The sequence below is a fragment of the Azohydromonas aeria genome, from assembly GCF_009760915.1.
In the GTDB taxonomy this organism is placed as follows: Bacteria; Pseudomonadota; Gammaproteobacteria; order Burkholderiales; family Burkholderiaceae_C; genus Azohydromonas; species Azohydromonas aeria.
The window spans coordinates 101,071-120,519 of the sequence record NZ_VIDQ01000002.1; the positions used below are offsets into that span (position 1 = coordinate 101,071).

The following is a 19,449-nucleotide window of genomic DNA, read 5'->3' on the forward strand; positions in this document are numbered from 1 at the left end:
GTTGCCTTCTGCGTCTCCTGGACCAGGACTCGCAGGCCGCTGCCTGACAGGTGTGCTCTGGCGTGGGCGGACGTCGCCCGCCTCACCGCATCTGGAACAATTCCTGATGAAACTGCCGCGCCGGCAGCCCGTTGGCCAACAGATCCTTGCGCACTGCCTGGCCAAAGGCGGCCGGGCCGCAGAACCACACGCTCGCCTCACGCCACTGCGGCACCGCTGCACGCAGGCGTTCGCCATCCAGCCGGCCATCCCGCTCGTCAACCAGTACGTGCAGCCGCACGCCCGCCGCCCGGGCATCGGTCCGGAGCTTTTCAATGACAGCCGGCTCGAACACCGCCGTGCTGTGGAACAGGTCAATGTCCGCGCTGCCGCCTTCCGCCGCCAGCTGCTTCATGCGCGCGACGAAGGGCGTGATGCCGATGCCCGCGCCGATCCAGATCTGGCGCGGCTGGGTGTCCCCGAAATCGAAACAGCCGTAGGGCCCTTCCACCATGACCGGCATGCCCACCTTCAGCCGCTCGCGCAGCCGGCCGGTGTGGTCGCCCAGCGCCTTGGTGATGAAGGTCAGTCGCTGCTCCAGCGGGTCCCAGGCCGACGCGATGGTGTAGGGATGGGCGCCCTCGCGCGGGTCCGAGGTGGCAAAGGCAAACTGACCGGCCGCGTGGCCCGGCCAGCCCGGCTGCAGCCGGATGCGCGACTCCAGCACCCGCAGCGCCGGGTGCCATTCCAGGCCGTCGACGACGCCGGCCACCTTGCGCCTCGCCCCAATGCGCCCGGCCAAGGCCAGCACCGCCGCCGTGCTGCCACCCACGAGAAGCACCGCCACCAGCCAGCCCACCGGCTGGCGCCAGTACTCGAACTTCACGAGCACCAGCGCGTGCCAGGCGAGCACCAGATAGGCCAGCGCCAGCCACTTGTGCGTCTGCCTGAAGAGGTGATACGGGAAGCGCTTCACCAGCGTCAGCACCATCAGCAGTGCCGCGGCGTAGAAGGCCCACAGACCTACCTGTTCAGCCAGGCCGCGCTGGCTGCGCAGGAAACCCTCCACCAGGCCCAGCGTGGCCGGGTCGGGGCGGGGACCGCGCGGCGGACGCACCAGCCAACCCCAGCCCACCATCCATTTCGTGCCCTGCCCGACCCACCAGTGCAGCACCGACGTCACCAGCGCCGTGATGCCCAGCCACTTGTGCAGCCGGTAGAGCTTGTCGAGCCCGTCCAGGTGCGGCTCCAGCCATTTCGGGCGCAGGGCCAGCAGCATCGCCACGCTCATCGCCCCGATGGCGATGATGCCGCTGAGCTGCATGAACACCGTGCGGAAGCGGAAGTAGGTAAGGGGCTGCGGGAACAGGTTGTCGGCCAGCAGCCAGGCGGCGGCGAGTGCGGCCAGGATCACGGCCAGCGCGTACTTGATGCGGTTCATGGGTTCACACGACCAGGCATGGGGAAAAAAAGCGGGCAGGGGCGCAAGCCATTGGGCCTTCACGCTCCGCCCAGTGCCTTGAACAGCGTCAGGCGGTTGCCCTGCTCGGCAAGGCGCAGCGACACCAGCTCCTGTTGCGCCGACCACAGCGTGCGCTGCGCGTCAAGCACCGCCAGCGCGCTTTCCGCACCCAGGCGCCGGCGCTCGGTAACCAAGCGCAGGCTGGTGGCATAGGCCTCGACCAGAGCCTGTTGCGCCGCCAAGCGCTGCCCCAGGCTGGCCCGTTCGGCCAGTGTGTCGGCCACCTCGCGAAAGGCGGTCTGGATGGCCTTGTCATAGCTGGCCAGTCCGGCTTGCTGCTGCGCCTGGGCGTAGTCCAGCGCCCCTTGCCGCGCGCCGCCGTCGAAGATGGGCAGCGCCAAGCTCGGGATGAAGCTCCAGGCGCCGCTGCCCGCGGCAAAGAGGCCGCCCAGCGTGGCGCTGGCCGTCCCGGCGGCGGCCGTGAGCGACAGCGTAGGGAAGAAGGCGGCGCGTGCCGCTGCCACGTCGGCGTCTGCTGCGCGCAGCGACAACTCGGCCGCCCGCACGTCGGGGCGACGCAGCAGCATGGTCGAAGGCAGCCCCGCCGGCACGGCCACCAGCGCCGCGGCGCCGTCCACGCCGGCCTGCGCCTGGTCACCTGCTTCAGGCAGCAGCGCCACCGGCGGCTCGGCGCCCAGCAGCAGGCGCAGCGCGTTGAGGTCCTGTGCAAGCTGCTGCGCCACCTGGGCCGAGGTGCCGCGCGCGGCCTGCACCGCCGCTTCGGCCGTGGCCACGTCCAGCGGCGACACCGCGCCCAGCGCCTGGCGGCGCTGCGTCAGCGCCAGGCTCTGCTCGCGGCTGTCCAGCGTCTGCCGCGCCAGCGCTTCGAGCTGCCGGTCCGCCGCCAGCGTGAGCCAGGCTTGGCCGACCTCCGCCACCAGCGCTGACTGCACGCCGATTTGCGTCTGCTCGGTGGACAGGTAGCTGGCCAGCGCCGCGTCGCGCAGGCTCGCCAGCCGGCCCCACAGGTCCAGCTCCCAGGCCGTCGTGCCCAGCGAGGCGCTGACCTGCCGGGTCGTCTTGCCCAGGCTGTGCGAAGCCGTGCTGCCGACACCGGCGCTGACGGTGGGTGCCCGCGCCGCGTCGTTGATGCGGTATTGAGCACGCGCCGCCTGCACGTTGGCGGCCGCCATGCGCAGGTCGCGGTTGTTGACAAGCGCCAGCTCGATGAGCTGCGCCAGGCGCGCGTCGCTCACCAGCGAGCGCCATTCCAGCGCGGCATCCGCGCGCAGCGGCGTGCCGGGCGTGCCGGCCACGTCGCCCGCGGTCAGCGTGGCCGGCACGGGCAGCGCCGCACCGGTGCCGGACGACGGCGCCACGGTGCTGGCGCAGCCGGCAAGCAGCGCCGCCGCCACGGCCAGGCCCAGGACACGGGGCTTGAGCATGAAGGCCTTCATCACGCGCCCTCCCCGGCCACGGCTGCGTGGGCTTGAGGCGGCGCCTCGCCGCGGCGCCGGTCGAAGAGCCGGCGCACCACCACGTAGAACACCGGCACGAACAGCAGCCCCAGCACCGTGGCGCTGAGCATGCCGCCCAGCACGCCGGTGCCGATGGCGCGGCGGCTGGCCGCACCGGCGCCGGAGGCCAGCGCCAGCGGCAGCACGCCGAACATGAAGGCCAGCGAGGTCATGAGGATCGGCCGCAGGCGCAGCCGCACCGCCTGCAGCACGGCGTCCACCAGGGCGGCGCCCTGCCCCTGCAGCTGCTGCGCGAACTCGACGATCAGGATGGCGTTCTTGGCCGAGAGCCCCACGGTCGTCAGCAGCCCGATCTGGAAGTACACGTCGTTGGACAGGCCCGCGGCCCAGGTGGCGCCCACCGCGCCGACGATGCCCAGTGGCACCACCAGCATCACCGAGAAGGGTACGGCCCAGCTCTCGTACAACGCCGCCAGGCACAGGAACACGAACAGGATCGACACGGCGTAGAGGGCCGGCGCCTGCGAGCCCGACAGCCGCTCCTGGTAGGACTGCCCCGCCCAGGTGTAGCCGATGCCCTTGCCCACGGTCTCCTGCAGCTTCGCAATCAACTCCTCGGCCGCGGCCATGGCCTCGCCGGAGCTCACGCCCGGCGCGGCCGAGCCCACGATCTCGTAGGCCGACAGCCCGTTGTAGCGCTCCAGCTTGGCCGCGCCGCTGCCCCACTCCACGGTCGCGAAGGCACCGAAGGGCACCATCTGCCCGGCGCTGTTGCGCACGTGCCAGGCCAGGATGTCCTGCGGCTGCATGCGGTAGGGCGCGTCGCCCTGCATGTAGACCTTCTTGACGCGGCCGTTGTGGATGAAGTCGTTGACGTACTGCCCGCCCATCGCGGCCGAGAGGGTGCTGTTGACGTCGGCGGTCGAGAGGCCCAGCGCCGCGGCCTTGCGGTCGTCGATGCTGACCTGCAGCTGCGAGGCCGCCTGCAGCCCGCTGGCGCGCACGTTGGCCAGGCGCGCGTCCTGCGCCGCCAGGTGGATGAACTGGTCCCGCGCGGACTGCAACGCTTCCTGGCCCAGGCCGCCCACGTCCTGCAGCTCCAGCGTGAAGCCCGCGGCGCTGCCCAGGCCGCGCACGGCCGGCGGCAGCATCACGAACACGCGAGCGTCGCGCACGCCGGCAAGCTCCTTCGTGAAGCGCGCGGCCAGCGCGGGTGCCTGCTGCCGCGTCTCGCTGCGCTCGCCCCAAGGCTTCAGGCGCACGAACAGGTTGGCGCTGGACTGGTCGCCGCTCATGCCGCGCAGCGCGATGTAGCCCGCGACCTCGGGCTGCTTGGCCAGGTAGCCCTCGACCTGCTGCAGCACGCCGGCGGTGCGCGCGTCGGTGGCGCCCGGCGGCAGCTGCACCATCGCCATCAGCAGCCCCTGGTCCTCGTCGGGCAGGTAGGCGGTGGGCAGTTTGGTGAAGCTCCAGGCCAGGCCGGCGGCCAGCAGGGCATAGATCGCGAGCATCCGGCCGCTGCGCCGCAGCGTGCGGCCGACCACCGACTGGTACGCGTGGCTGCCCTGGTCGAAGCGGCGGTTGAAGCCGGCGAAGAAGCGGCCGAGCACGCCGCGCGCAGGTGCGTGGCTGCCCGGCTTGAGCAGCGAGGCACACAGCGCCGGCGTGAGCGTGAGCGCCACCAGCACCGACAGCGCCATGGCCGAGACGATGGTGATGGAGAACTGGCGGTAGATCACGCCGGTGGAGCCGCGGAAGAAGGCCATGGGCACGAACACGGCTGAGAGCACCAGCGCGATGCCCACCAGCGCGCCGGTGATCTCGCCCATGCTGCGCCGCGTGGCTTCGCGCGGGCTCAAGCCCTCCTCGGTCATCAGCCGCTCGACGTTCTCCACCACCACGATGGCGTCGTCCACCAGCAGCCCGATGGCCAGCACCGCGCCGAAGAGCGTGAGCGTGTTGACCGAGAAGCCCGCCAGCGCCAGCACGCCGAAGGTGCCCAGCAGCACCACCGGCACGGCGATGGCCGGGATCAGCGTGGCGCGCAGGCTCTGCATGAACAGGCCCATGATCAGCACCACCAGCACCATGGCCTCGGCCAGCGTGATCAGCACTTCCTCCACCGACACCTTCACGAAGGGCGTGCTGTCGTAGCCGATCTCGGCCTTCATTCGGCTGGGGAAGTAGGGGCCGAGCTGGTCGAGCTTGGCCTTGACCGCCTCGGCCACCGCCAGCGCGTTGGCGCCCGAGGCCAGCTTGATGCCCATGCCGGCCGAAGGCCGGCCGTTGTAACGCGACTGGAAGCCGTAGCTTTCGCTGCCCAGCTCCACGCGCGCCACGTCGGCCAGGCGCACGATGGCGCCGTCGGTGGCGGACTTGACCACCACGTCGTTGAACTGCGCCACCGTGCGCAGCTTGCTGCGCGCGGTGACGGTGGCGGTGAGCGCCTGGTTGGCTGCCGCGGGCAGCGCGCCCACGGCGCCGGCCGAGACCTGCGTGTTCTGGTTCGTCAGCGCGGCGCTGACGTCCGAGGGCATGAGCGCGTATTTCTGCAGCTGAGCCGGGTCGAGCCAGATGCGCATGGCGTAGGCGGCGCCCATGGTCGTGACCTCGCCCACGCCGTCGATGCGGCTGAACTGGTCCACCAGCGTGCTGGCCACGTAGTCGCCGATGTCGGCACCCGTCACCGTCGGGTCGTCGGAGGTGAGGTTGGCGATGAGCAGGTAGTCGGTGCCGGTCTTGGTCACCGTCACGCCCTGGCTCTGCACCGCCTGGGGCAGCTGCGTCATGGCCTGCTGCACCTTGTTCTGCACCTGCATCTGCGCCACGTTCGGGTCGGTGCCGGCGACGAAGCTCAAGCTCACATTGGCGCTGCCGTTGGCGCTGCTGGTGGAGGTCATGCTCAGCAGCCCGTCAAGCCCCGTCATGCGCTGCTCGATGACCTGGGTGACGGAGTCCTCCACCGTCTGCGCCGAGGCGCCGGTGTAGGTGGCGTTGACGCTGATGCGCGTGGGCGCGATGTCGGGGTACTGCTCCAGCGGCAGCGTGGTCAGCGCCAGGGCGCCGGCGAGCATCACGACGATGGCGATGACCCAGGCAAAGATGGGCCGGTCGATGAAGAAGCGTGCCATGGGGGCGTTTCCTCCTTCAGCGCGCTGCGGAGGCCGCGTCGGCCGCCGGCGCGGCCTGGGCCACGACCGCGGCGCCGGCCGCCACGGGGCGCACGATCTGCCCTTCGCGCACCTTGCCCGTGCCCTCGACGATGAGGCGGTCGCCGCTCTGCAGCCCCTGCGTCACGCGCCAGCGCCCGTCCACGGCCTCGGCCACCGTGACGGCGCGGCGCTGCACCTTGTCGTCGGCGCCGACCACCAGCGCGCTGGCCTCGCCGCGCGCATTGCGGCTGATGCCGGCCTGGGGCGCGAGGATCGCCGCCGGGTCCTGCGCCTGCTCCAGCACTGCGCGCACGTACATGCCCGGCAGCAGCAGCCCGTCCGGGTTGGGCACCTTGGCGCGCAGCGTGACGGCGCCGCTGGTGGTGTTCACCGTCACGCCGCTGACCTGCAGCTTCCCGGCGTGCGCGTAAGTGGAACCGTCCTCCAGCTTGAGCCGGATGGCAACCTCGCCGCCTTGCAGCGCACCGCTGGCAATCTGGCGGCGCAGCTTGAGCACCTCGACGCTGCTTTGCGGCACGTCCACCAGGATCGGGTCGAGCTGCTGCACCGTGGTCAGCGCCATCGTCTGGTTCGCCGTGACCAGCGCCCCGGGCGTGACGGTGGAGGTCTCGATGCGCCCAGCGATCGGCGCGGCGATGCGCGTGCGCGCGAGGTCGATCTCGGCGCTGGCGAGCGTGGCCTGCGCGGTGTCGAGGTCGGCCTTGGCTTGCTGCAGCGCGGCCTGCGCGTCCTCCAGGTCCTGGCGCGTGCCGGCGTCGGCATTCATCAGCTCCTGCTGGCGCCGGGCCTTCAACTGCGCCGCATCAAGCGTGGCCTGGGCGCGCGCCACGCCGGCGAGGGCGCTGCGCACGGCAGCCTCGTAGCTGGCCGCGTCAATCTGGTAGAGCGGCTGGCCGACGCGCACGACGGAGCCTTCGCGGAACAGCCGCTCGCGCACGATGCCCCCGACCTGGGGCCGGATCTCGGCGATGCGCGCGGCCACGGTGCGCCCGGCCAGCTCGGTGCGCAGCGCCAGCGGCTGGGCGGCGAGCGTGACGATGCCGACCTCGGTGGCCTGCGGCGCTTGGGGCGGGGCCTTGGCATCGCCCCGCGCGCAGCCGGCCAGGACCAGGACCGCGGCGCAGGCCAGGGAAATGACACTGCCACTCCACCAGGAGTGGGCAACCCGTCCGGCCGCTGCCGGGAAATGCAGTTGTTCTTGAGGCATGCGGCCATGCTGGGCGGCAAATGTGCAGGGAAATTGAAGAACCGGTGCCGCGCCCGGGCTGCCGCCATGACGACGCAGGCGTGCGGTCCAATACGGCCCCATGCGCATCGGCATCTCGACCCGGCTCTTCCTGGCCGTGCTGGCGACCGCGGGGCTGGCCGTGGTGCTGGTCAGCGCGGCGGCCCGCTGGAACTTCGAACGCGGCTTCCTGGGCTATCTCAACGAGATGGCGGCCGAAGGCATGGCGGAAGTCGTGCCACGCCTGGAGCAGGCCTATGCCGAGCACGGCAGCTGGGACAGGCTGCGAGACGGTCCGCCGCAGCGCTGGTTCAAGCTGCTGCGGCCGCAGCCCGGGCGCGAGGCCCCCATGGACGTGGTACAGCGGGCACAGGCCGAAGGCCCGCCCCGGTCCGACCTCACCGGTGCGATGGTGCGCCTGGGCCTGCTCGACGCCCAGCTGCAATGGGTGGCGGGCTACCGCGCCGTCACGCCGGACATGCGGCGCCAAGCTGTGAGGTACCAGGGCCGCGTCGTGGGATGGCTGGTGCTGGCGCCCTTCGAGCAGGTCGCCGACGCCGGAGACGAGCGATTCCAGCAGGGGCAGAACCACGCGACGCTGGCCACCGCGGTGCTGGCACTCATGCTGTCGGCACTGATCGCGTGGTGGGTGTCCGGGGCGCTGCTGGAGCCGGTGCGGCGCGTGGCGCGCGCCACGCACCTGCTGGCCGCCGGCCACCACGAGGTGCGGGTGCAGGTGCCGGGCCGCGACGAGGTGGGACAGCTTGCGCGCGACTTCAACCACCTGGCGCACACGCTGGAGCGCAACGAGGCGCTGCGGCGCGAGTTCGTGGCCGACGTGTCGCACGAGCTGCGCACGCCGCTGGCGGTGCTGCGCGGCGAGCTCGAAGCGCTGGAGGACGGCATCCGGCCGCTCAACCAGGCCGCCGTGGCTTCGCTGCAAGGCGAGGTGCAACGGTTGGGAGAGCTGGTGGACGACCTGTTCGAGCTGGCGCTGTCGGACGCGGGAGCCCTGAGCTACCGCATGGCACCGCTGGATCTGGACGCGCTGCTGCGGCGCGCCGCCGACACGCACCGCGCGCGCATCGAGGCCAGCGGGCTGCACCTGGAGCTGGCGCTGCCCGACGAGCCGCTGCGGCTGCAGGGAGACGAGTCCCGGCTGCTGCAGCTGCTGGACAACCTGCTGGAGAACAGCCGACGCTACACCGACGCGCCGGGCGTGGTGCGCATCGAGGCCCGATCCGTGCTCGAAGGCTTGCAAGTCAACGTCCACGACAGCGCGCCGGGGCTGCCCGACGAGTTGCTGCCGCGCCTGTTCGAGCGCTTCTTCCGCGCCGAGGGCTCGCGCAGCCGCGCCAGCGGCGGCGCCGGCCTGGGGCTGGCCATCTGCCGCAACATCGCTCAGGCCCATGGCGGACGCATTGCCGCGCATCCTTCGCCGCTGGGGGGCGTGTGGATGGAAGTCGTGCTGCCGCACAAGAAGGTCATCGCATGACGACGCAGCCCGTGTTGATCGTCGAGGATGAGGCCAAGCTGGCGGCGCTGCTGGCGGACTACCTGCGCGCCTCGGGCCTGGACAGCGTGGTGGTGCACGACGGGCTGCAGGCCGTGGCGGCGGCACGCACGCACGTACCCTGCGTGGTACTGCTCGACCTGATGCTGCCCGGGCAGGACGGCATGGCGGTGTGCCGCGAGCTGCGCGCGTTCACGCAAGTGCCGATCATCATGCTCACCGCGCGCACCGCGGAGGTGGACCGGCTGCTGGGGCTGGAACTCGGCGCCGACGACTACCTGTGCAAGCCCTACAGCCCGCGCGAGGTGGTGGCGCGGGTCAAGGCGCAGCTGCGGCGCAGCGCCTGGGCCACGGGCACGGCGCCGGCCACACCAGCGGGACTTGGCCTTGACGCCACCACGCTGCGAGCTACGGTGGATGGAGCACCGCTGGACTTGACGCCCGCGGAGTTCCGGCTGCTGCAAGTCCTGGCTGAGCATCCCGGTCGTGTGTTCTCGCGCGACCATTTGCTCAACCGCCTGCATGACGACGGTCGCGCCGTCACGGACCGGACCGTGGACAGCCACGTGCGCAACCTGCGCCGCAAGTTCGAGGCCACCGCAGGCGGGCGAGATCCGATCCGGTCCGTGTACGGCGTGGGTTATGCCTTCGAGTGGCCGCCGTCGTAGCCGACCGATTGGCGCGCCGGCAGCGGTGCAGCAGCGCCATTGCATCACTCGTGCAAGGCGACAGGCCCGCAGGTCGGCCCCGTCACTTGGGTACGATGATCCGAGGCCAGTTCGCCTCACGCGCCTGCCGCAGCATCCGTTGCACAAAAGGTTGCTCGTGGGCACGAAGCTCGACATCGGCCCGGATGGCGTCCACGGGGCATTCCGCCACGCACATCCCACAATCGATGCATTCGTCCGGCTCGATGGCCAGCACGTCCGGTCCTTCGATAAAGCAGCCCATCGGGCATGGCGCGACGCAGGCCGTGTCCTTGCAGCCCACGCAACGCTCGGTGACGGCGTAAGTCATGCGTGCCAGACCGCGATCAATCCCAGCAGCGCGAGGACTGGAGACAGAGTCACCACCGCCACGATCAGCAGTCGCTCAGCCCACAGGTATGCAAATAGGCCTGCAGCGCCCGCCATCATCGCAGCGGGCCCCATCGATGCGCCAAAACCATCGATGGTCCAAAGCCATATCGCGGCAGCAATCGCCAGGGCCAGCACGGTTCTAAAGGCGGTTGAGCAATGTTTCGGGGCTGTTGGACCTGACATGATGGGTGCTTGATTCCTTCGGTGGGTATGGGTTCGGCCTGCTGCTGAGCCGGGCTGGCGCAGGCTCACGGTAGGGCGGCGAAGCTCGATGAATGGAGTGTTGTCCATCGATTCCGGCGCTGCCTGCATCCCGGTTGTTTGCCGGTTTCAACTAATTTGAAATTCCCCGCTCATGCCGATCGGTACCCTGCTGCTGCCCCAAGATCCGCTTCAGGGGCTCGAACCGCTGCTCACGAGCAGCGCGCCGATGGGTCAAGCAGCGCGGCGCTTGCGCTTGGCCGGCGGTGAAGCGCTTTCGCTTTGTTTGCGGCTACGCGCCCGCGGCAATGCGGCGCCTTTTTGGATTGGCATTTCCGCTTCGTTCGCGCAGGCCCGGACAGTCGCCTCGCACAGCTTTGCCAGGTCTTCCGACTGGTCGTCCAGACGGGTCGTCATCAGCATCGACGACACGATGCCGACGTCGCTGATGGGGCGATAAACGATGTCGTCGCGTCGGAACCGCTGCACGGAGCTGGGCACGAGCGATATGCCGATGCCCGCAGCCACCATGCCCACTGCGGTGCGGCCGGACTTGAGTGCCTCGATCTGCTCCACCGAGGTCAGCTCCGACACCACGACGTCGAGCTCGGCATGCTGGCGCATGAAGTCGTGGATGACGTTGGGCAGCACGCCGTAGAGCAGCGAGGGCACGGAGCCGACGCCGATCCAGCGGCGGCGGCCGCTGCCGAGGCGGCGCGTCGCTTCGCTGAGTTCCTTGACACGGGCCAGGATCTGCACGGAGTGCTCGCAGCAGAACGCTTGCACCCTGGTCGGCCGAGCGGTCGAACACCGACGGCACTTGTGGCGTGAACTCAGTGGGTTCGGCTCTGCGCGTGAATGACAACCCGGCGTTCTGGAGCGCGGGATCACCATAGGGTTTACCCGATAACGCAGGGTTATCGCGCCCGGGGTCCTGTCATCTTGGACAGCGTGAGTCGTCTTCTTACAGTCGCGACTTTCCAAAAACGCAAGCCGCAACTCGCCGCTCAGGGACGTTACAGCAGCGGTGCAAGACGCGTATTGAGCCTGCACAAGGCCGGTTCGTGTCGAGGTTTGCCAAGGGCCCATCCGGGGCTTTCCCGTCCGGTTACCACGCGATCCAGGAGACGACCTTGAATACGACAACTGCGCCGGTGGACGTGCGCGCCTTCATCAACGCGCGCGGCATGTCCGGCTACCAGTGGCTGGTGCTCGCGCTGTGCTTCCTCATCGTGGCCGCCGACGGCATGGACGTGGCGATCATGGGCTTCGTGGCCCCGTCGATCCTGCAGGAGTGGGGCATCTCGCGCGCGGCCTTCGGCATCGTCATGAGCGCCGCCCCGTTCGGGCTGGTGTTCGGCGCGCTGGTGGCCGGACCGGCCTCGGACAAGGTCGGGCGCAAGAAGGTGCTGGTGCTGTCGGTGCTGGCCTTCGCGGTGCTGACGCTGGCTACTTCCTATGCCCGTGACGTGACGGAACTGGCGGTGCTGCGCTTCCTCACCGGCATCGGGCTGGGCGCGGCCATGCCCAACACCACCACGCTGCTGTCGGAGTACGTGCCCGAGAAGCGCCGCTCGCTCATGGTGACGCTGATGTTCACCGGCTTCAACCTGGGCTCGGCGCTGGTGGGTTTCGTGGCCGCCTCGATCATCCCGGCCTACGGCTGGCGAACCGTGCTGATCATTGGCGGCCTGGTCCCCCTGGCGCTGGTACCGCTGCTGATCGCCTTCCTGCCGGAGTCGGCCCGCTTCCTCGCGGTGCGCGGCGCGTCGAAGGAGCGCATTGGCCGTACCCTGGGTCGCGTGTGCGGCACGAACTTCGATGCGGAGACGCAATTCATCTCGCCCGAGCCGCCGGTGCAGGCCAGGACGCCGGTTCGGCTGCTGATTTCGCAGGGCTTCGGACTGATGACGGTGGCGCTGTGGGTGACTTACTTCATGGGCCTGATGGTGATCTACCTGCTTACCGGCTGGCTGCCCACACTGCTTAAGGACGCGGGCCTCACCGTGTCGCAGGCCGCGAGCATCACGGCGCTGTTCCAGATCGGCGGCACCGCTGGCGGCGTGTTCGTGGGCTGGCTCATGGACAAGCGCGCGCCTACGCGCGTCATCAGCCTGGCCTACCTGGGCGGCGCGCTGAGCGTTCTTGCCCTGGCCGGCGCTGGCGCGATGTCCGCGGCGCTGGGCGTGCTGGTGGCGCTGGTGGGCTTTTGCATGAGCGGCGCGCAGACCGGCCTCAACGCCTACGCCCCGTCGTGCTACCCGACCATGGCGCGCGCCACGGGCGTGAGCTGGATGCTGGGCATGGGCCGCTTCGGCTCCATCTTCGGCTCGATGATCGGCGGCGTGGTGCTGGGCATGGGCCAGGGCTTCGCCACGGTGCTCGGCCTGCTGGCCATTCCCGCCGCGCTGGCCGCAGCCGCCGTGCTGCTGAGCCGTCGCCGCGCGGCGGTCTGAAACCGGCCGCGCCTCGAATCAACCCTCCAAGGAGACTTCTGCCATGGCAACCATCATTGGCGGCATCGCCGCCTCGCACACCCCCACCATCGGCTTCGCCTTCGACCGCGACAAGCGCCACGACCCGGCCTGGGCGCCGGTGTTCGCCGCCTTCGACCCGGTGCGCCAGTGGATCAAGGACCAGCGCCCCGACGTGCTGCTGCTGACCTACAACGACCACATCACCAGCTTCTTCTTCGACCACTACTCGGCCTTTGCGCTGGGTATCGGCCAGGAGTGGCGCGTGGCCGACGAGGGCGGCGGCGCGCGTGATCTTCCGCCGATCGCGGGCCACCCGCAGTTCGCGGCGCACATCGCGCAGTCGCTGGTGAGCGAGGAGTTTGACCTCTCGTGCTTCCAGGGCAAGCCGCTGGACCACGGCTGCTTCTCGCCGCTCTCCATGCTGTGCGAGCACAAGCCCGACTGGCCCGCGAAACTCGTGCCGCTGCAGATGGGCGTGCTGCAGTTCCCTATTCCCACGGCACGGCGCTTCTACAAGCTGGGCCAGGCGCTGCGCCGCGCCATCGAGAGCTATCCGGAAAACCTGCGCGTGGCCATCGTCGCCACCGGCGGCCTCTCGCACCAGGTGCACGGCGAGCGCGCGGGCTTCAACAACGTCGAGTGGGACCACCGTTTCCTCGACTTGTTCGAGCATGACCCCGAGCAGCTGGCCGACATGACGCATGCCGAGTACGCCGAGCTCGGCGGCATGGAGGGCGCGGAAGTCATCATGTGGCTGACCATGCGCGGCGCCCTGGGCGCCAAGGTGGAATGCAAGCACCGCAGCTACTACCTGCCGTCGATGACGGGCATCGCCACGGCCATCTTCGAGTGCGCCGCGGGCCCGCTGCCCGAGAGCTTGCTGGAGCGCCATCGCGCCGCCATGGGCAAGCAGCTTCAGGGCGCGGAAAAGCTGACGGGCACGTACCCCTTCACCATCGAGCGCAGCGTCAAGGGTTACCGGCTCAACCGCTTCCTGCACGACCTGATCATTCCGGAACAACGCGCTCGCTTCCTGGCCGAGCCCGAGGCTGCATTCGAAGACGCCGCCTTGAGCGAGCAGGAGCGTGACATGGTGCGCCGCCTCGACTGGCGCGCGCTGATCCAGTACGGCGCCTCGTTCTTCGTGCTGGAGAAGCTGGGTGCGGTGGTGGGCGTGTCGAACCTGCACATCTACGCCGCCATGCGTGGTGAGACGCTGGAGCAGTTCCAGGCCACGCGCAACGCGCCGGGTGCGCTGTACTCGGTGGCGGGCAAGGATGCGGCCGTCGCCTGGGACGGCGACAAGCCGAAGCAGTGAACGAGGAGGCCGCCGTGACCGCGCCCATCACCGCGATTTCTTCCATGGCCACGCGCCAGTTGCTGGCCGATATGGTGGACCAGTATGCGCAGGCCACCGGACAGCCAGTGGCGGTCGAGTCGGTGGGTGGCGTCGATGCCGCCCGGCGTGTCGAGGCCGGTGAAGCCTTCGACGTAGTGGTGCTGGCTGCCAACGCCATCGACAAGCTCATCACTGCCGGCCATGTCGTGGCGGGCAGCCGGATCGACGTGGTGAGCTCCGGCGTGGCGGTGGCCGTGCGCACCGGCGCGCCGCGGCCCGATCTGGGCGACGAGGAGGCCGTGAAGCAGGCCGTGCTGGCGGCCCGCTCCATCAGCTACTCCACCGGACCGAGCGGCGTGGCGCTCATGAAGCTGTTCGAGCGCTGGGGCATCGCCGACACGCTGCGTGAGCGCATTGTGCAGGCGCCTCCTGGCGTGCCCGTGGGCACGCTGGTAGCCGAAGGCAAGGTCGAGCTGGGCTTCCAACAGCTCAGCGAGCTCATACATCTCGACGGCATCGACGTGCTGGGTCCGCTGCCCGACGCCATCCAGGTCGTCACCACCTTTTCCGCGGGCTTGGCGGCCGCGGCGACCCAGCCTGAGGCGGCCCGCGCCTGGATGGCCTTCCTGGCAGCCCCCGAGGCAACCGAAGCCAAGCGGCGCAACGGCATGGCGCCGGCCTGACCGACCTGCCGGCACCCACGCCGGCAGTGACCCTCCCAAGACTTCAACATCGAAGGACGCCTTCATGATCATCGACGTTCACGGCCACTACACCACGGCGCCCGCGGCACTGGGCGCCTGGCGCGACCTGCAGATCGCCGCGCTCAAGGACCCGAGCAAGAAGCCCGACCCCAGGAGCCTGAGGATCAGCGACGACGAGCTGCGCGAGTCCATCGAGACCAACCAGCTCAAGCTGATGAAGCAGCGCGGCTCGGACCTGACCGTCTTCAGCCCGCGTGCGAGCTTCATGGCGCACCACATCGGCGACTTCGAGACCTCCTCGACCTGGGCCGCCATCTGCAACGAGCTCTGCTACCGCGTCTCCCAGCTCTTCCCCGACAACTTCATCGGCGCGGCCATGCTGCCGCAGTCGCCCGGCGTTGATCCCGCAACCTGCATTCCCGAGCTGGAGAAGTGCGTCAAGGAGTACGGCTTCGTCGGCATCAACCTGAACCCGGACCCCTCCGGCGGCCACTGGACCAGCCCGCCGCTGTCGGACCGGCACTGGTACCCGATCTACGAGAAGATGGTCGAGCTGGACATCCCGGCGATGATCCACGTCTCCACCAGCTGCAACGCCTGCTTCCACACCACGGGCGCGCATTACCTGAACGCGGACACCACCGCCTTCATGCAGTGCCTCACCAGCGACCTGTTCAAGGACTTCCCGACACTGAAGTTCCTCATTCCCCACGGCGGCGGCGCAGTGCCCTACCACTGGGGCCGCTTCCGCGGCCTGGCGCAGGAGCTCAAGAAGCCGCTGCTGGACGAGCACCTGCTCAACAACATCTTCTTCGACACCTGCGTGTACCACCAGCCCGGCATCGACCTGCTCACCAAGGTCATCCCGGTGAAGAACATCCTGTTCGCCTCCGAGATGATCGGCGCGGTGCGCGGCATCGACCCGGAGACCGGCCACTACTACGACGACACCAAGCGCTACGTCGAGGCCACGGCCAACCTCACCGACGAGGAGCGCTACATGGTGTACGAGGGCAACGCGCGGCGCGTGTTCCCGCGCCTGGACGCGGCGCTCAAGGCCAAGGGCCTGTGAGCCCAGCCCACCCTGATGCATTGAAGAAGGAATCCGCCATGTACGAACTCGGTGTCGTCTACCGCAACATCACCCGCGCCGACCGCGAGGCCACGGACCGCCTGGCCGCGCTGGGCTCGGCCACCGTGCACGAGGCGCAAGGGCGCGTCGGGCTGCTGCAGCCCTACATGCGGCCGATCTACCCGGGCGCGCAGGTCTCGGGCACGGCCGTCACGGTGCTGCTGCAGCCGGGCGACAACTGGATGATGCACGTCGCGGCGGAGCAGATCCAGCCCGGCGACATCGTCGTGGCCGCCGTCACGGCGCCTTGCACCGACGGCTACTTCGGCGACCTGCTGGCCACGAGCTTCCAGGCCCGCGGCGCGCGCGCGCTGATCATCGACGCCGGCGTGCGCGACGTGCGCGTGCTGCAGGAGATGGGCTTCCCGGTGTGGAGCAAGGCCGTGTCGTCCAAGGGCACGATCAAGGCGACGCTCGGCTCCGTGAACATCCCGGTGGTGTGCGCGGGCATGCTGGTCCATCCGGGCGACGCGATCGTCGCCGACGACGACGGCATCTGCTGCGTGCCCAAGGCCAAGGTTGTGGAAGTCGCTGAGGCCGCCGCCAAGCGCGAGAGCTTCGAAGGCGAGAAGCGCGCCAAGCTGGCCTCGGGCATCCTGGGCCTGGACATGTACAACATGCGCGGCCCGCTGGAGAAGGCCGGACTCAAGTACATCGACTGATCGTTCGTCGCCATCCTGGCTCCGTCGCGCAAGTGTCGAGCCAGGAGAGCACCTCGGTCAGCATAGAGCTCGGAGTGCCTTCGGAGCCGCACGCCATGCCGGCCTGGGTTGGGCACGCTGAACTGGGTGCCGGTGTTGGCAATGTCCAATCACATGTGCGTCCTGAAGGGCCAGGCAAAACTTTCCGGGTGGCACCCTCCCCTTCTTGTTTCCCCTCGCCTGATCGGAGTGTCCCTGATGAGCGCCTCGCGCATGCCTGCGATGTACTTGCCCCACGGAGGTGGCCCTTCGTTCTTCATGAGCGGTGAACGCAGGCAGCGATACCAGGCGACGGAAGACTTCCTCAGGAGCGTGCGAGGCCTGCTGCCCGCGACGCCCACGGCCATCCTGATCGCGACGGCGCATTGGGAAACCAGGGTGCCCAGCTTCACTGGGGGCGAGAGGCCGGCGCTGATCTATGACTATTACGGCTTCCCGCCGGAGACCTACGCGCTGCGTTACGACGCTCCTGGGCATCCGGCCTTGGCCCGCCGAGCCGCGTCGCTGCTGCGCGACGCAGGCCATGCCGCCGTGGTGGATCCAGATCATGGTTGGGACCACGGCGCCTTCATCCCGCTGAAGGTGATGTTTCCGGACGCTGACATCCCGGTGGTGGCGATGTCGCTGCAGGCCGGCCTGGATCCGGCGCTGCACTGCGATGTCGGTGCTGCGCTGCAGAGCCTGCGCGACGATGGGGTGCTCATCGTGGGTGCGGGCATGAGCTATCACAATTTGCGCGACTTCACGGCAGCAGCACCAGCCTCCTACGCGTTCCACGACTGGCTCGATGAGGCACTGTCCGGGAACCGCCAGGCGCGTGCACAGCAACTGTCCCGCTGGCATGAGGCCCCGGGCGGCCGCGCTTCACATCCCAGGGAGGAGCACCTGTTGCCCCTGATGCTGGCCAGTGGCGCGGGATCGGATCTGCCCGCTAGAAGGCTTTGGCGAGGAGCCGTTGGCCCCAGTTGTCTGGCGGCATGGGCATTCGACTAGGCTGCAGCATGCTCGGCTCCGCCGGGCTGCTTGTCCCTGCCCCTGGTTAACCCTACAGTTGTAGTTGTGGATATTGCATTTGGCGCATAGTCAGCAGCGACCTGTCGCCTGGAGAACTGCCATGGCAAGCACGACCCACGAGGACATGACGTCTCACGCGCAGCGAGAAGCAGCCCAATGGACTGCTCGGCTGGAGGAGCTGACCGACATGATCGCGCCCCGGTTTGCACGACGGGAGGCGCGCGTGCATGCCAATGCGTACTTGCGCGGGCTGCTCAGCCCGGTGCAGCGCAAGAACGGCTGGCAGTTGGCTGAGGCAGTAGGCGACCCTACGCCGACGGCCATTCAGCACCTGCTCGGGCGCGCGGTCTGGGATGCTGATGCAGTTCGGGACGACCTGCGGGAGTACGTGGTCGAGCACCTGGGACGGGGTGATGCTGTATTGGTGGTGGACGAGACGGGATTTCTGAAGAAGGGCGAGCATTCGGTGGGTGTGCAGCGCCAGTACACCGGCACAGCCGGGCGCATCGAGAACTCTCAGGTCGGCGTGTTCCTGGCGTACGCCACCGATGGGGATCGCGCATTCATCGACCGTGAGCTCTATCTGCCCGACAGCTGGATGTGCGACCGGGCCCGCTGTGACAAGGTCGGCGTTCCGGCTGGGCAGGATTTCGCTACCAAGCCCGAGCTCGCTCGCCGCATGATCGAGCGTGCGCTGCAGGCCGGCGTGCCGTTCTTGTGGGTCACGGGCGACGAGGTGTACGGCAACGACCGCAATTTACGGATTTGGCTGGAGGAAAACGAGCGGCCCTATGTGATGGCCATCAGTTCGAACCAGTACCTGCGGCGCGAGAACGCGCGCAGCCAGCACGCGGCCACGATTGCCAAGGAGATACAACCGTCGCAATGGCAACGGCTGTCGGCCGGCGATGGCACCAAGGGGCCGCGCTTGTACGACTGGGCATGGATGCCCATGCTGAGCTGGTGGCGGCGCATGCAGCGCGGCATGCTGGTGCGAAGAAGCGTGAGCGACGAGACCGATGTGGAGTACTACGCCGTCTATGCGCCGTTCCACACGCCACTGGAGGTACTCGCCCGGGTGGCAGGTCGGCGCTGGGCCATTGAAGAGGGGTTCGAGACGGCCAAACAACTCGTTGGGTTGGACCAGTACGAGGTCCGTTCATGGGATGGTTGGTACCGCCACATCACATTGGCATTGCTGGCTCATGCATGCCTGGGCGTGATGCGTGCGTACGCAATCGAACTGGACATCGAAAAAGGGGGGACCAAACGCAAGGGGTCCTCTTCGCTGCAGGCCTTCAAGGCCCGCAGGAACTGTTGCCATTGACTGTCCCGGAAGTACAACGGCTCCTGCTCGCGCTGGTCTGGCCTCGGTGGCCTGCGCCGGAGCACTCGCTGGCATGGTCGTACTGGCGGCGGCATCACCAGGCCTGCGCCAATGCATGCCACCGCCGGCGCGCACTTTTGCAGCAACTACAACTGTAGGGTTAATCCATTTCAGGCCGGCGCAGGAACCTCAGCCGTGGTGGCGGCGGCTACGCCTCCTGGTTCAGCGCCGCGATGATTCGGATTTCGGGATGCTGAAAAGCGCAAGGGTCAGGCCGATGAGGTCCGGGGCGACAGGTCTGGCAGCCGCGGCATGGTCCCGACAGTGCGTGTACGCGGACAAATGGCGTGCTTCCCGTTCGCCGGACGTCTTGCAGTAGCGCATGCCCAGCGTCTTGGACGCGCCTTCGAGCCATGCGGCATGCCAGTCCCACTCCTCCGCGGTGTCGGGCAAGTACGGACAAGCCTTGCGAAAGGCTTGTCCAGCTTCGAATCCTTTGTTCCAGGCCTTGCTGTTCATCGTGGGAACCCTGAATGAAGACGGAGGGTTGAGGGTTGCTTGCCATACGGATCGAGCGCGGGCATGAATGCCGACTGCTTGATCTGCGTCATGGAAGATCGGGACTTTAGGGACGCAGGTGCAGGT

Annotated in this window: 17 protein-coding genes; 9 read left to right on the plus strand and 8 right to left on the minus strand. The window is 68.9% G+C overall.

Translation table 11 applies throughout. The features are described 5' to 3' along the window. Positions 1-82: 82 nt before the first annotated feature. From FJ694_RS02260 to FJ694_RS02275, 4 genes are read right to left on the minus strand one after another with little or no spacing between them, the layout of a single operon-like run. Entirely contained in the window at positions 83-1,420 is a 1,338-nt protein-coding gene (locus FJ694_RS02260; protein WP_157264028.1) for a ferredoxin reductase family protein, read from the minus strand. 59 nt (positions 1,421-1,479) lie between these two features. Then, complete coding sequence (locus FJ694_RS02265; RefSeq protein ID WP_232539861.1) at positions 1,480-2,898, minus strand: efflux transporter outer membrane subunit; 1,419 nt, start codon at positions 2,896-2,898, stop codon at positions 1,480-1,482. Next, positions 2,898-6,050, minus strand: a complete 3,153-nt coding sequence (locus FJ694_RS02270) for an efflux RND transporter permease subunit (protein WP_157264029.1) — start codon at positions 6,048-6,050, stop codon at positions 2,898-2,900. The genes FJ694_RS02265 and FJ694_RS02270 overlap by 1 nt, the downstream gene beginning before the upstream one ends. 16 nt (positions 6,051-6,066) lie before the next feature. Next, positions 6,067-7,299: an efflux RND transporter periplasmic adaptor subunit gene (locus tag FJ694_RS02275; protein WP_157264030.1), complete on the minus strand. Its 1,233-nt coding sequence runs from the start codon at positions 7,297-7,299 to the stop codon at positions 6,067-6,069. Between the two features lie 100 nt (positions 7,300-7,399). Here FJ694_RS02275 and FJ694_RS02280 point away from each other — a divergent pair, with 100 nt between their 5' ends. Together FJ694_RS02280 and FJ694_RS02285 are read left to right on the plus strand one after the other, a co-directional pair. After that, a complete protein-coding gene (locus FJ694_RS02280; protein ID WP_157264031.1) occupies positions 7,400-8,812 on the plus strand; it encodes an ATP-binding protein in 1,413 nt (470 codons plus the stop codon). Continuing rightward, a complete protein-coding gene (locus tag FJ694_RS02285) occupies positions 8,809-9,498 on the plus strand; it encodes a response regulator (protein WP_157264032.1) in 690 nt (229 codons plus the stop codon). Before FJ694_RS02280 ends, FJ694_RS02285 begins: the two co-directional genes overlap by 4 nt. Before the next feature lie 82 nt (positions 9,499-9,580). Here FJ694_RS02285 and FJ694_RS37745 read toward each other — a convergent pair whose 3' ends face one another. From FJ694_RS37745 to FJ694_RS02300, 3 genes are all read right to left on the minus strand, one after another. Further along, positions 9,581-9,847, minus strand: coding sequence for a ferredoxin family protein (locus tag FJ694_RS37745; RefSeq protein ID WP_157264033.1), 267 nt, complete (start codon positions 9,845-9,847; stop codon positions 9,581-9,583). Beyond that, the gene (locus tag FJ694_RS36635; RefSeq protein ID WP_198320693.1) at positions 9,844-10,044 is read right to left on the minus strand and encodes a hypothetical protein; all 201 of its coding nucleotides are present in this window, start codon (positions 10,042-10,044) and stop codon (positions 9,844-9,846) included. Before FJ694_RS36635 ends, FJ694_RS37745 begins: the two co-directional genes overlap by 4 nt. Positions 10,045-10,344: 300 nt before the next feature. Beyond that, positions 10,345-10,869, minus strand: a complete 525-nt coding sequence (locus FJ694_RS02300; RefSeq protein ID WP_157264035.1) for a type 2 periplasmic-binding domain-containing protein — start codon at positions 10,867-10,869, stop codon at positions 10,345-10,347. Positions 10,870-11,297: 428 nt separating this feature from the next. Between FJ694_RS02300 and FJ694_RS02305 the strand changes: the two genes are divergently transcribed. The 7 genes from FJ694_RS02305 (at position 11,298) to FJ694_RS02335 (ending at position 18,804) form a co-directional block, all read left to right on the plus strand. Next, positions 11,298-12,566, plus strand: coding sequence for an MFS transporter (locus FJ694_RS02305; RefSeq protein ID WP_157264259.1), 1,269 nt, complete (start codon positions 11,298-11,300; stop codon positions 12,564-12,566). 43 nt (positions 12,567-12,609) lie between these two features. Then, positions 12,610-13,905 carry a gallate dioxygenase gene (locus tag FJ694_RS02310; protein WP_157264036.1) on the plus strand — a complete coding sequence of 432 codons (1,296 nt, stop codon included), beginning with the start codon at positions 12,610-12,612 and terminating at the stop codon, positions 13,903-13,905. A gap of 14 nt (positions 13,906-13,919) precedes the next feature. Further along, positions 13,920-14,609: a substrate-binding domain-containing protein gene (locus tag FJ694_RS02315; protein ID WP_259373144.1), complete on the plus strand. Its 690-nt coding sequence runs from the start codon at positions 13,920-13,922 to the stop codon at positions 14,607-14,609. A gap of 64 nt (positions 14,610-14,673) precedes the next feature. Then, positions 14,674-15,702, plus strand: a complete 1,029-nt coding sequence (locus FJ694_RS02320; protein WP_157264037.1) for an amidohydrolase family protein — start codon at positions 14,674-14,676, stop codon at positions 15,700-15,702. A 38-nt stretch (positions 15,703-15,740) separates the two neighbouring features. Beyond that, the gene (gene ligK / locus FJ694_RS02325; protein WP_157264038.1) at positions 15,741-16,424 is read left to right on the plus strand and encodes a 4-carboxy-4-hydroxy-2-oxoadipate aldolase/oxaloacetate decarboxylase; all 684 of its coding nucleotides are present in this window, start codon (positions 15,741-15,743) and stop codon (positions 16,422-16,424) included. 237 nt (positions 16,425-16,661) lie between these two features. Beyond that, positions 16,662-17,456 carry a DODA-type extradiol aromatic ring-opening family dioxygenase gene (locus FJ694_RS02330; RefSeq protein ID WP_232539862.1) on the plus strand — a complete coding sequence of 265 codons (795 nt, stop codon included), beginning with the start codon at positions 16,662-16,664 and terminating at the stop codon, positions 17,454-17,456. A gap of 145 nt (positions 17,457-17,601) precedes the next feature. Further along, positions 17,602-18,804, plus strand: a complete 1,203-nt coding sequence (locus FJ694_RS02335) for an IS701 family transposase (RefSeq protein WP_375140190.1) — start codon at positions 17,602-17,604, stop codon at positions 18,802-18,804. Positions 18,805-19,026: 222 nt separating this feature from the next. On the opposite strand, the gene FJ694_RS02340 is transcribed toward FJ694_RS02335, so the two are convergent. Continuing rightward, positions 19,027-19,323 (minus strand): hypothetical protein, encoded by a 297-nt coding sequence (locus FJ694_RS02340; protein WP_157264039.1) that lies wholly within the window; start codon positions 19,321-19,323, stop codon positions 19,027-19,029. Positions 19,324-19,449: the final 126 nt, after the last annotated feature.